At 62.1% G+C, this 13360-nt stretch carries 9 protein-coding genes; all 9 read right to left on the bottom strand.

Annotated elements, in window-relative coordinates; genetic code table 11:
- Positions 1-39 precede the first annotated feature (39 nt).
- The 9 genes from tldD to csrD all read right to left on the bottom strand — a co-directional run bounded on the left by tldD (position 40) and on the right by csrD (position 13340).
- Positions 40-1485: a metalloprotease TldD gene (gene tldD, locus ACJ8IN_RS18010; protein WP_047570394.1), complete on the bottom strand. Its 1446-nt coding sequence runs from the start codon at positions 1483-1485 to the stop codon at positions 40-42.
- A 7-nt stretch (positions 1486-1492) separates the two neighbouring features.
- Positions 1493-2353 (bottom strand): deaminated glutathione amidase, encoded by an 861-nt coding sequence (gene nit1 / locus ACJ8IN_RS18005; RefSeq protein ID WP_033636170.1) that lies wholly within the window; start codon positions 2351-2353, stop codon positions 1493-1495.
- Positions 2350-6153: an AsmA2 domain-containing protein YhdP gene (gene yhdP / locus ACJ8IN_RS18000; RefSeq protein WP_308326066.1), complete on the bottom strand. Its 3804-nt coding sequence runs from the start codon at positions 6151-6153 to the stop codon at positions 2350-2352. Before yhdP ends, nit1 begins: the two co-directional genes overlap by 4 nt.
- An 87-nt stretch (positions 6154-6240) precedes the next feature.
- Positions 6241-7710, bottom strand: a complete 1470-nt coding sequence (gene rng, locus ACJ8IN_RS17995) for a ribonuclease G (RefSeq protein WP_016930237.1) — start codon at positions 7708-7710, stop codon at positions 6241-6243.
- 38 nt (positions 7711-7748) lie between these two features.
- Positions 7749-8333 carry a Maf family protein gene (locus tag ACJ8IN_RS17990; protein ID WP_004936921.1) on the bottom strand — a complete coding sequence of 195 codons (585 nt, stop codon included), beginning with the start codon at positions 8331-8333 and terminating at the stop codon, positions 7749-7751.
- A gap of 10 nt (positions 8334-8343) precedes the next feature.
- Positions 8344-8832, bottom strand: coding sequence for a rod shape-determining protein MreD (gene mreD, locus ACJ8IN_RS17985; protein WP_004936918.1), 489 nt, complete (start codon positions 8830-8832; stop codon positions 8344-8346).
- Positions 8829-9854, bottom strand: a complete 1026-nt coding sequence (mreC, locus tag ACJ8IN_RS17980) for a rod shape-determining protein MreC (protein WP_047570390.1) — start codon at positions 9852-9854, stop codon at positions 8829-8831. Before mreC ends, mreD begins: the two co-directional genes overlap by 4 nt.
- A gap of 94 nt (positions 9855-9948) precedes the next feature.
- Positions 9949-10992: a rod shape-determining protein MreB gene (gene mreB / locus ACJ8IN_RS17975; RefSeq protein ID WP_003855260.1), complete on the bottom strand. Its 1044-nt coding sequence runs from the start codon at positions 10990-10992 to the stop codon at positions 9949-9951.
- Positions 10993-11405: 413 nt separating this feature from the next.
- Complete coding sequence (gene csrD, locus ACJ8IN_RS17970) at positions 11406-13340, bottom strand: RNase E specificity factor CsrD (RefSeq protein WP_308326067.1); 1935 nt, start codon at positions 13338-13340, stop codon at positions 11406-11408.
- Positions 13341-13360: the final 20 nt, after the last annotated feature.

The raw sequence follows: 13360 nt of genomic DNA, 5'->3' as shown, positions 1-13360 counted from the left end.
ATGGATAAAGGAGCCAACGCGTGGCTCCTTGAGGAAAGATTACGCCGTGCCGCCGACGGTCAGCGTATCCAGTTTCAGCGTCGGTTGGCCGACGCCCACCGGCACGCTCTGGCCTTCCTTGCCGCACACGCCCACGCCTTTATCGAGCGCCAGATCGTTGCCGACCATCGAGATCTGCTGCATCGCCTCGATGCCGGAGCCGATCAGCGTCGCCCCCTTCACCGGTTTGGTGATGCGGCCCTTCTCGATCAGGTAGGCTTCGGTGGTGGAGAACACGAACTTGCCGGAGGTGATGTCCACCTGGCCGCCGCCAAAGTTCGGCGCGTACAGGCCGTATTCGACGCTGGCGATGATCTCTTCCGGCGTCGATTGGCCCGCCAGCATGTAGGTATTGGTCATGCGCGGCATCGGCAGATGCGCGTAAGACTCGCGGCGGCCGTTGCCGGTCGGCGCGACGCCCATCAACCGCGCGTTGAGTTTGTCCTGCATGTAGCCTTTCAGCACGCCGTTTTCGATCAGCACGTTGTACTGGCCCGGTACACCTTCGTCGTCGATCGCCAGCGAGCCGCGGCGCCCTTGCAGGGTGCCGTCATCCACCACGGTGCACAGCTCGGAAGCCACCAGTTCGCCCATATGGCCGCTGAACACCGAGGTGCCGCGCCGGTTGAAATCGCCTTCCAGGCCGTGCCCCACCGCCTCGTGCAGCAGCACCCCCGGCCAGCCGGCTCCCAGCACCACCGGCATATTGCCGGCCGGCGCCGCCACCGCGCCGAGATTGACCAGCGCCATGCGCACCGCTTCTTTGGCATAGGCATCGGCGCGCACGTCGCCGTCGACGGTTTCCAGGAAATAGTCGTAACCGAAACGGCCGCCGCCGCCGCTGGAGCCGCGCTCACGCTTGCCGTCCTGCTCCACCAGCACGCTGACGGAGAGCCGCACCAGCGGGCGAACGTCCGCCGCCAGCGTGCCGTCGGTGGCGGCCACCAACACCTGCTCGTAAACGCCGGTGATGCTGGCGTTCACTTCCTGCACCCGCGCATCGGCGGCACGCGCCACTTTATCGACGCGGTGCAACAGGGCGATTTTCTCTTCGCGCGGCAGGCTTTGCAGCGGATCGAGCAGCGGGTACAGCGCCCGGTAACCGATTTCGCCCAGGGTGTGCGCCCGCCCGTCGCCCTGCTCGCGCACGATGCTGCGCGCCGCCTGTGCGCTCTGCTGCAGCGCATTCAGGGTGATCTGATCGGCATAGGCGAAACCGGTTTTCTCGCCGCTGACGGCGCGCACGCCGACGCCCTGGTCGATATTGTAAGAGCCATCCTTGATGATGCCGTCCTCGATCACCCAGGCTTCGTGATAGCTGGACTGGAAATAGAGATCGGCGTAGTCGATACGGCGTTCTGCCAGTTGACCCAGTACCGAGTACAGGTCTTGATGACTCAGCTTGTTGGTAGCGAGTAACTGCTCACTGACAAACGTCAGGCTCATAATGGTTTCACTCTTGATTGGAGGATAACGTGTCAGACGGCGCCGTCAGCGACGTCTGGAATCGATTGTGCTGCAGCACCGGCATCTGTTGCCGCAGGGGCTGCAGGCTTGTGGTGTCCACGCGCACCTTCAGCGCCGCTACGGCGTCCGGGTTCTCGGCCAGCACCTTGCCCCAGCCGTCGACAGCCAGCGTGTGGCCCCAGGTGCGGCGGGTCGGCCCGTGGCGCCCCACCTGCGCCGGCGCCAGGATCATGCACTGGTTTTCGATCGCCCGGGCGCGCAGCAGGATTTCCCAATGCGCCTCGCCGGTGACCCGGGTAAAGGCCGCCGGCACCGAAATCAGTTCAGCGCCCTGCGCCCGCAGCGCCTGGAACAGCGCGGGGAAGCGCAGATCGTAGCATATGGTCATGCCCAAACGCCCGACCGGCGTATCCACCACCGTCAGATGCTGCCCGTGCTGGTAGGTATCCGACTCGCGGTAGTGGGCGTGGGCGTCGTTGATGTCCACATCGAACATGTGCAGCTTGTCGTAGCGGGCGCGGATCTCGCCCTGATCGTCGAACAACAGGCTGCTGGTGGTGATAAGCTCCGGGTTTTCGCGGCTGATCAAGGGCATCGAGCCCACCAGCAACCACACGCCATAGCGGCGCGCCAGTTCGCGCACCGCGTTCTGCAGCGGGCCATCGCCCTGTTTTTCCGCCTGTTGGCGATAGGCTGCGGAGTTGGCGAACAGCAGCGCGTTCTCCGGCGTCATGACCAGTTTTACCCCGGCATTGAGCTGCTTGATCTGCTGTTCAATCTGGGCCAGGTTATCGCGCACCTGATCGCCACTGCACAACTGCAACAACGCAACGTTAGCATTCCTCATGACGCCTTATCCTCCTTTGCCTTACGAAGTACCTCATTGATCTTCGGCTGGTCGAGATCGCCGCTGATATGGTAACGAATCAGCGAAATCTTGCTCCACAGCGGCCCCAGCACCTGCGAGGCGGCGAACACCGCCGCGCCGACGATCGGGTTAACGACAAACGCCGTGGCCACGCCGACCGTCGCCGAAATCGCCGGCGCCACCACCGCTTCCATATCGATGCGGCGGCGCGCCAGATCGATCTGGCCACTCATGGCGATATCCGCCGCCAGGCCGTCGATCAATAGATTATCAGTATGCATTATGCCATCTTTCAGCCAGGCGGTGCTGCGGATGGAATCAAAGTAGAAGCCTTTGCCGAAGGTATCGCTGAAATCGAACTGCAGCTTGCGCAGCAAGGCGTCGAAGCTGACCAGTCGCAGCAGCTGGCCGGCGCGGCCGCCGCCCATGCTGTCGATCTCGCCCTTGCCCATTTTGACCTGCAACGCGCCGCTCAGCGTATTGACCTGCGGCTGCCACGGCGCGCCGCGCCAGTACAAATCGAAGTCCACGTCGTAAGGCGCGCCTTTCAGCGGGATGGTGATGCCGAAGAAGGCGGCGGTTTCATCGATCTTGCCGCCGAGCAGCTTGCCTTTCAGCGAGCTGCGCTCTTCCTGCGCGTTCTGCTTCCACAGGCCGGTGGCGCTCATGCGCCCTTTGCCGGTATCGACCAGGCCGTGATCCAGCGTCAGAGTATCGCCCCGATTGCTCAGATCCGCCTCGACCTTGCCGAGGTTCTGCCCCAGCACCCAGCACGACTTGCAGCGCAGCATCAGCGAAGGCCAGTCGCGGAAGCTGACTTTCTCCGGCGGCGGTGGCGGCGAACCCGCCGCGCTTTTCGTCTCGGCGAACTGCGGGTTGTAGTACAGGTAGTTGATATCGGCGCGCCACGGCCCGCGATCGGCCACCCGCAGGCTGCCGTCCACTTCATCGCTCTTGGCGCTCACCACGGTGGCGCCCAGCTGTTTTTCGGCCGACAGCGTCAGCTTATGCCAGGCCTGGCCGCCCAACAGCAGCTGCGGCGTGGTCAGCGCCACGGTGGTGGGGAAGCTGAAACCGCCCACCTGACCGCTGCCGCCGCCCTGTTTCAGCGCCGGCGCCAGCAGCGCCAGCCATTGCTCGCCGTCCAGCGCCGGCAGGTTCAGCGTCATCGACTTGCCGGCCGGCAGCGGCGGCGTGCCGCCACCGTTGGTTTGCCAGGCGGCGCGCGCCAGATTCACCTGTTTTTTGTCGAAGTTCCATTCGCTGTTGAAGCGGTTCTGCTTGCCCGCACTGCCGGTCAACATGAAGCCGTTAAGACCGCCTTTGACCTTGACGCTCACCGGCAAGGCTTCGCCCGGCGCCTTGTCCAGCGGCGAAGGTAAGTGACTGCTCACTTTCCTTAGGTCTGCGTCAAGGCCGATATCGTAGCTGGCCGAGCCCTGATGCGGCAGCGTGATGGCCACCTGACTCTGCCAGGGCGCGCTGCCGTTGAGCGCATCGGCGGCCTCTTTCGGCAGGCCGGGGAACTTGCCCGGCTGCCAGTCGCCCTTCAGGCCGACGTTGACCTTGTAGTCACGCTCGCCTTCCTGGGTGGTGAAGTTGACCGCCACCGGCTGCCCGAACCAGGTAGCCGACAGCGGGTCGCTCTGCAGGTTGCCGTTGTCGAAGCGGAACTTGCCGCTGAGCTTTTGCAGTTCGCTGTCCAGCGGCTTGATCAGCAACGAATTGTTGTTCAGCGCCACTTCACCGGTGGCTCTGACCTGCTCGCCGTCCAGGGGAATATCGAGATGTAAGCGCCCACTGACATCACCGCCAATCTGCAGCTGATCCAGCGCCGCCCCCAGCGAATCGTGCAGCGGCGTCTGCATGAAGTAGTCGTGCACGTCGCTGCCCGCACCCGCGACTTCGGCGTCGATCAGCAGCCGCTCTTTCAGGTAATCCGGGATCACCGCGCTGATATTTTTGCCCGCCACCTTGCCCAGCCGGGTTTGCGGCGCATGCATCCACAATCCCTCGTTGGCGAAATCGAGGTCGATCGCCAAATCGGTCAGCGCCGGCCAGCCCGGTTGGAACTGGAAGGTGGCGTGCCGCAGCGGCACGAAGACTTCGAACTGCCCTTCGTTCTTACGGTACGGGAAGTGCTGCGGATCGCCGGAATAAATCAGCGTGGCGTTATCCACCTGGCCGCCCTGAATGGCGCCGCTCAGGTAGTCCACCAGATGCTTGCCCATCAGCGGTTCCGGGAAATAGCGCCAGGCCTCGGCGCCGTCATACAGGCGGATGCCCGCCAGGATATTCAGCCACGGATCGCCCTTGGCCGGCTGCTGATAACGGAAATCGCCGTTGACCCACAGCGACTTCGCCTTGACGTCCAACCCCTGGCTCGCCAGCTCCCAGCCTTGATCGTTGTAACGCCAGGTCAGCGCGCCGCGCGCGCTGCTGATTTCAAGCGGCGCACGGAACATATCGCCGTAAGGCAAGGTGCTGCCTGCCAGCCCCAGCGTCAGGCGGCCGTTCTCCACCCCGCCGCTCAACGCGCCGGAGAAGTGGTTGACGCCGGGCAGCAGTTCCCAACGCTGCCAGCTAACATCGCGCCACAGCGCCTGGAAACGGCTCTTTTCCGGCTGCTTCAGCGGGATGTCCAGCGCCAAGGCCTCCATCGTCCCCTGCGGCTGCAGATCGTTCCAGCGATCGAGCACGTCCGGGCTGAGGAACGAGAAGGTCGGCAGCAGCGCCGACAGGCGCTCCAGCTGAAGGTTAGTCGCGCGCACCCGCAGCTCTTCATTCTGCGCCGGCCCCATGAACTCGGTGTTTTCCGGCAGCCACAGGGCGGAAAGCGTGCCCTGCGGCCAGGCCTGGCCGTCGGTGCTCAACCGCAGCTGCGGCACGTCGAGCTGCCAACCGGTGCCCTGGCGGCGCAGCGACAGCGCCAGATTGTCCACGTCCAGCCGGTGCTGCGTGGCGCCGGTATCCCAGTTGGCCGCCCCCTGCTTGAGCAACGCATGGCCGCCGGCAATCTCGCCGTTCTGCACCTGCAGCCAGGCCGCCAGGCTGAAGTCGGCGCTTTCCAGCCCGGTGTTGGCGCGCAGCCAGCGGGTAAACCAGGGTTTCATGTCGATGTTATCGGCCTGCAGATAGACCGTGCCGGTGTCCAGCAAGCCCTGATTATCGCGCAGGTCCATACGCAGCTGCACCACGCCGTGCTGGCCGTTCAGCGTCGACAGGCTGATCTGCCCCTCGGCGCGATGGCGCTCGCGGCCGTTAAGCCAGGTCAGTTGGGGAATGTCGAATTCGGCGCGCGCGCCGGCAGGCGTCAGGAATGAGATACGGCTGTCGCGCAGATCGAAATGGTCGAGCTGGCGCAGCATCAGATCGCCGATTTTGCCCGGCTCAAGGCCTTCGCCCTGCCGGTCGCCGCCCAGCGTGGCGTTCAGATCGAGACGGAATTGATAGAAGGTCAGATCGCGGAACTGCCAGCGCCAGTGCAGCAGCGATTGCCACACGTCCAGCGCCAGCGTCACGCGTTCGATATGCACATCGCTTTTGGGCAGCGTGGCGCTCAGGTTGCGCACTTCAAGCTGTGGACCGAACGTTTCCCAGCTGCCCTGCAGGAAATCCATCTGCACGGGCACGCCGGACAGCTTCTCCACCTGCGCCAGCAGTTGGGGACGGTAGTCGTTCAGCTTCGGCAGCATCAGGCGCAGCCCGCTGATCAGCAGCGCCACAATCACGATTAGGGTGGCGCCTGTTGCTAACAGAATCCCAGGCAGTCGCCTCACGCAGTTCTCCTTGCTCCGCTGCCTGGCAACGGGAATATCTATGCACTGACGGGCCCGGCATGCCGGGCCCTTACGATGTCGGACGGGCTACATCATGACGACGTCGAACTGCTCCTGGCTGTACAACGGTTCGATCTGCACCTTCACCTGTTTGCCGACGAAGATCTCCACTTCGGCCAGCGCATGCGATTCTTCGCTCTTCAACGCTTCGCCGACCGCCGCGGAGGCGTACACCAGGAAGCGATCGGAATCGTAAGCATGGTGCACGCGCACAATCTCGCGCAGGATCTCGTAGCACACGGTTTCCACCGTTTTCACGGTGCCACGCCCATTGCAAGTAGGACAATCGTGACAGAGCACATGTTCAATGCTTTCACGCGTGCGTTTACGCGTCATTTCAACTAAGCCTAGCTGAGAGAAGCCGTTGATCGTGGTTTTTACCCGATCTTTACTCAACGCCTGCTCCAGCGAGTGCAGCACCCGGCGGCGGTGCTCTTCGTTGTTCATATCGATAAAGTCGATGATGATGATGCCGCCCAGGTTACGCAGCCGCAGCTGGCGCGCGATGGCCTGCGTCGCCTCGATGTTGGTATTGAAGATGGTTTCGTCGAGGTTGCGGTGGCCGACGAAGGCACCGGTGTTGATGTCAACGGTGGTCATCGCCTCGGTCTGATCGATGATCAGATAGCCGCCGGACTTCAGCTCCACCTTGCGCTCCAGCGCGCGCTGGATCTCGTTTTCCACATCGTACAAATCGAAAATCGGCTGGCTGCCGGTATAGAGCTCGAGCTTGTTGGTGATGTCCGGAATGTACTCGCCGGTAAACTCCACCAGCAGATCGTGCGTCAGCCGCGAATCGACGCGGATGCGATCCAACGCCGCGCCGGCGAAATCGCGCAGGATGCGCTGCGCCAGCGCCAGCTCGCCGTACAGTTTGTATTTGGTCTGGTTGCGCTTCTTGCGCTCCATCACCTTGGTCCACAGGCGTTTGAGGAACGCGGCGTCCTGCGCCAGCTCTTCCTCGCCGATGCCTTCCGCCGCGGTGCGGATGATAAAACCGCCCAGCTCGTCGCAGTGCGGCGCAACGATGGCTTTCAGGCGCTCGCGCTCGGCTTCGCTTTCAATGCGCTGCGAAACGCCGACGTGCGCCGCGCCCGGCATGAAGACCAGATAGCGCGAAGGCAGCGTGATGTCGGTGGTCAGGCGCGCGCCCTTGGTGCCGAGCGGATCTTTCACCACCTGCACCATCAGGTCTTGCCCCTGGCGCACCAGCTCGGCGATGTCGCGCACGTGGAAGTTTTTCCGCTCGTCGCCGGCGACGCATTCGGTATGCGGCATGATGTCGGAGGCGTGCAGGAAGGCGGCCTTGTCCAGGCCGATGTCGACGAACGCCGCCTGCATCCCCGGCAGGACGCGGCTGACGCGCCCTTTATAGATGTTGCCGACGATGCCGCGTTTGGATTCGCGTTCGATATGGATCTCTTGCAGAATGCCGCCATCGATATAGGCGACCCGCGTTTCAGACGGTGTGATATTAACCAGTAGCTCAGCTGTCATGCCTTCTCCTCAGAGCCGGTCGATAATGGCAGCGCCCATCAACCGGTTCTTACATCACGTAATGCGACAAAATTACTGAGCAGCTCATGTGTTTCGACCAGCGGCAGACCAACCACCGCGTGATAACTCCCGGTTATCGTTCTGACGAAACAACCACCCTTTCCTTGAATTCCATAGGCGCCCGCCTTATCCATCGGTTCGCCCGTAGCAATATAGTCGCGGATATCCTGTTGTGACAGGCTGCGGAACGTCACGTCGGTCACCACCAGCTGGCAGCGCACGTCGTGGCGATCGGCGATCGCCACCGCCGTCATCACCTGATGCTGCTTGCCGGACAGCGCCGCCAGCATGTCCGCCGCATGGGCTTCGTCGCGCGGCTTCTCCAGCACCCGGCCGTTGAGCACCACGATGGTGTCGGCGCCCAGCACCGGCCGATCTTCCTGCGCCAGCGCTACGCCGGCTTTGGCCTTGTCCTGCGCCAGGCGGCGCACATAGGCTTCGGCGGCTTCGCCTTCCCGGCGCTGCTCTTCGGTATGCGTCAGCAAAATGTCGAACGACACGCCGAGCAGGGTCAGCAGTTCACGTCGACGTGGGGAGCCGGAGGCCAGATAAAGCGAAGTCATTGAGATACCCTTACTGTACGGCGAACTGACGGCGGATTTTGCGCATCAACAGGAATAACCACGGCCACAAAATGCCGTTTACCACACTACTCCAGAACACCTCTGGGCGGAAAGAGACGTTGATCACTAAAAACTCAGCCCAGAACACCACCACGTCCATCGACAGCGACAGCAGCACGACGATCAGCGCCTGTTGCCACAGCGCCATATTGCGGAACAGTTGGAATTTGAACGCCACCAGATAGGCGATGATGCCCAGCGCCAGCGCGCGCACGCCCAGCGTAGAGCCGAGGATCAGATCCATGATCAGCCCCAGCACGAAGCCGGTGCCGACGTTGACCCGGTGCGGCAAGGCCATCACCCAGTAGATCAGGATCAGCACCAGCCAGGAAGGGCGGAACATGTAGATCTGCTCCGGCCACGGCATGATTTGCAGCACCAACGCCACCAGGAACGACAGCCAGATTATCCAGCGCCCGTGGCTGCGGTAGCTATTCATGGCACCACTCCCGCCGCGGCAGGCTGAGCTTGGGGCTGGACAGAGGCCGGAGCCGTGGTTTGCGGCGCCACCCCGGTGGCCGGAGCCGGCAGCTGCGGCCCGACGGAGCCGGCAGGCGGCAGCACCTGCGGCATCATCTGCATCAGGCGTTCATTGGCCACGCGGTGCACTTCGTCCGGCGGCAGCGGCATGTCGCCGTTGCGATCGGCGCCCCACAGCAGCAGCAGGTAGCGCAAGCGCTGCAAACCGGCGGTCGGCCGCGCCTGAATCACGGTGTAAGCGCGCTGGTTGTCGACCTTGACCGAGGAGACCACCGCCACCGGATAGCCTTCCGGGAAGCGGCCGCCGAGGCCGGAGGTGACCAGCACGTCGCCAACGCGGATATCGGTGTTGTTCGGCAGGTGCTCCAGCTGCAGATCGTCGGCGCAGCCGCTGCCCGCGGCGATCACCCGAATATCGTTGCGCAGCACCTGGATCGGCAGCGCGTGCGAGGCGTCGCAGATCAGCAGCACGCGGCTGGTGACTTTCGCCACCGCCACCACCTGGCCGACCACGCCCTTGTCGCTGATCACCGGCTGGCCTTCATAGACGCCATTGTCCGACCCTTTGTCGATCACCACCTGATCGCTGTAAGGATCGGAACCGGTGGAGATAACCTGGGTGACCATCTTGTGTTCGTCCTGGCGCAGCGGAGAACCCAGCAGCTCGCGTAAGCGGGCGTTTTCCTGCTTGAATTGGCCAAGAAGAAGAATATCGCTGTTTTTCAGCAGCAGTTCCTGCCGCAGAGCGCGGTTTTCCAGCTCCAGCTGTTGGCGGGTGGCCAGCGTTTCTGACACGCTGTCCAAAACTTTACGCGGCCCGTTGGCCAGAAAATAGAAAGGGCTGACTGCGGTGTCCATGTAGTTGCGTATCTTCACGAACGTGCCGAGCCGGCTGTCGGCAACGATCAGGCCAATGGCCGCGATCACCGCCAAAAAAAGTCGCAGTTGCAGGGAAGGCCCCCTGCTAAAAATCGGCTTCATAAATTATGCGAGTTCCTCGACAACAGAAAGAGGAACCGTACCTGATTTTCGCTGTGCGCATTCATCCGATACGATTCCTCCTTCCAGGGGCTGACTATTCTTCGCTGAACAAATCGCCGCCGTGCATGTCGATCATTTCCAACGCCTTGCCGCCGCCGCGCGCCACGCAGGTCAGCGGATCTTCCGCCACCACGACCGGGATGCCGGTTTCTTCCATCAGCAGGCGATCGAGGTTGCGCAGCAGCGCGCCGCCGCCGGTCAATACCATGCCGCGTTCGGAAATGTCGGAGGCCAATTCTGGCGGGCACTGCTCCAGCGCAACCATCACCGCGCTGACGATGCCGGTCAGCGGCTCTTGCAGGGCTTCGAGGATTTCATTGGAGTTCAGGGTAAAGCCGCGCGGTACGCCTTCGGCCAGGTTACGGCCGCGGACTTCGATTTCGCGCACTTCATCGCCCGGATAGGCAGAACCGATTTCGTGCTTGATGCGCTCGGCGGTCGCTTCGCCGATCAGCGAGCCGTAGTTGCGGCGCACATAATTGATGATGGCTTCATCGAAACGGTCGCCGCCGATGCGTACGGAAGAGGAGTACACCACGCCGTTCAGCGAGATCACCGCCACTTCAGTGGTACCGCCACCGATATCCACCACCATGGAACCGGTCGCTTCGGAGACCGGCAGACCAGCGCCGATCGCCGCCGCCATCGGCTCTTCAATCAGGAACACTTCACGCGCGCCGGCCCCTTGGGCGGACTCGCGGATAGCGCGGCGTTCAACCTGGGTCGCGCCGACCGGCACACAGACCAGCACGCGCGGGCTTGGGCGCATGAAACTGTTGCTGTGAACCTGTTTGATAAAGTGCTGCAGCATTTTTTCGGTCACGAAGAAATCGGCGATCACGCCGTCTTTCATCGGGCGAATAGCCGCGATGTTGCCGGGGGTGCGGCCCAGCATCTGTTTGGCGTCATGACCGACGGCCGCGACGCTCTTTGGGGAGCCGGCACGATCCTGACGAATGGCAACCACCGAAGGTTCATTCAGTACGATGCCTTGCCCTTTAACATAAATCAGGGTATTGGCGGTACCCAAGTCGATGGACAAGTCGTTGGAAAACATGCCACGAAATTTCTTAAACATAACGAAAGGATAATCCTGCAAGCTGGGGGCGGAAAATAAAATCCGCCTACTTTACCAACCACACGAAGCAGCGACAAGGCGCAAAAACGTTCTACTTCGGTGAAAAATAGTCTGTATTGTTTCTGCTCGAATGCACGGAAATTGGATGAGGCCTGAATTCCCTGAACAAAGGCTCAGTTTACCACCCTGTCAACGCACGAAACGGCGTAACACAGCTCATAAAATCTAACATATTCCCTGATTGCCGCCGATGGTAAGCACCTACCAACGCCAACCAGATAAAAGCTGACAAGAGCCTATCTCAAATAGGCGTCGTTGTCGCAGGCAGATTGGAGAAAACTCCAAAATGACGGGTGACATGGCCCAGATGGATCCGGCGCTCATTCTACGTCAATTTTTGTCCGGCAATCAGCTTAAACGCGATAACGACGTGAATATTTTTTACGCCCCGCGTCGATCGGTTCCGGCGGCGCGAAAAAGTCGCCCTGCCCGCCGTGGATCCCGCGCTCTTTCAGCGTCTGCCACTCGTTGCGCGTGCGTACGCCGGCGGCGAACACCTGCGCGCGCGTGCCCGCGCAGGCGCCGGTCAGGCTCTGCACGAACAGCTGGTTTTCGTCCCGCTTATCGATGCTCCGCACCAACCCCGGGTGGAGCTTGACGATCTCCACCTGCAGCGACTTGATATAGGACGTACTGACCACGGTTAAACCCGCTTTGGACACCGCGAGGCGGCAGCCCAGCCCTGACAACAGCCTCAGCACCGGACGCAAACGGTCGATATGTTGACACACATCTGCCTCCGCAAGTTCAATCAGAATTCGCCGACGTTGACTTTTTTCGCACTGCAGCAATGTATCGCGCAGCCAGCGCTGGAAAGAGCGCTGCAAAATCGAGTCCACGCACAGCGGAAACGCCAGCGTTTCCTCGGGCCACTGCGTCAACAAGGGAATGATGCGGCTCACCTGTTGGCGATCGTAACTTTCCGCCAGCCCGAGCTGCTGCACCAGCGGCATATATTCCGCCGGCAGCAATTCCTGGGTGCCGTCATAGATCCGGCTCATGATCTCGCGATGGTGCACCTCGCCCCCCACGGTCACCGCCGGTTTCTGATACAGCCGCGGGCCGCCGCGCGCCAGCACCTGTTCCAGCAGCGTGCGCCATTTGACGCTGCCGCGCCCCTTTTCCGGCACCTGGCTGTCGTACACATACCACCCGTTTTCGCCCTGCAGCGTAGCGTGGCGCGTCGCCTGCTCCGCATAATCGATCACCTGCTCGGTGGTTTGACCGCTGCGGTACGCCACGATGCCGATGTGCAGGAAGGCCTCGCGGTCGATCAGCGCTGTGGAAGGCAAGGCATCGATGGCGTTGACCAGCTGTGAGGCGATGCCGTCGGCCTCCTTCAGGGTTCGATGCGGCAACAACACGGTAAAATCGCTGTGGAAGTAGCGCGCCAGCAGCGCCGACGGATAGCGCATCACGAAGGTAGACAGCAGATTGACCAGCGAATACATCAGCTCCTGCACCGCCACGCTGCCGTGCGTCTCGCGCAGGGTCTCGAAATCGGGCAGCCGCACCATCATCACGATGCCGTGCGAGCCTTCGTCTTCCAGCTGAGTGGTCAACTGGTTATCGAAGAACAGGCGATTATTCAGCCCGGTTTTGGCGTCCTGCGCGGCAAAGGCGCGGATCAGCGTATCGACCCGGCTGCGCTCTTCCCGCGCTTCCGCCAGATCGGCCAGCAGGCGATCGAGCGCGCCGCTGACGTTGGCCGGCCACTCACGCACGTCGCCCTGCATGACGTTTTCGCGTTCGCCGTTCAGAATGCGCCGCGCGCGGCGTTCCAGACGATCTTCGCCGTCGGCCTGCTCACGCAGCCAGCGCAGGCTGAACAGCAAAACCACCACCATCACGACGATCGACAGCGTGACGGCGGCGGTGGATTGCAGCGTGCGCACATCGCTGGCGAAGGGATCGCGGTAGGTGATGCGCAGCGTGCTGCCCGGATGCTGCAACAGGGGACGCGAGACCTGACGATAGCCGTTCAGCGCATCCCAGTGCTCTTTTTCCTGCGTCGGTAATTGATAGTCGAGCAGTTGGCTGCTACCGGCCTCTATGCGAATCGACACGATGCCGAGCGTACGCATGACGATCGGCAACCATTTTTCCTGCTCCTGCGGCGGCTCGCTCAGCATGGCTTGATCGAGAGTGGTGACCAGCGAATCCAAGCGGCGCTCCTGGCGATCCTGGGTAACGTAAAAGAAGCTGTATGAGCATCCCATCAGCATCAAAAACATCGCCAGCGCGACCAACAGAGTGATCAATGCAGAGAGTTTGGTGGTAAATCGCATCCCTGTGCCTTGTCCGCTAT

Source organism: Serratia sp. CY31944 (assembly GCF_052169175.1).
Lineage (GTDB): Bacteria > Pseudomonadota > Gammaproteobacteria > Enterobacterales > Enterobacteriaceae > Serratia > Serratia sarumanii.
The sequence above is the reverse complement of the archived record's forward strand: the minus strand, read 5'-3'. Positions and strand labels throughout refer to the sequence as shown.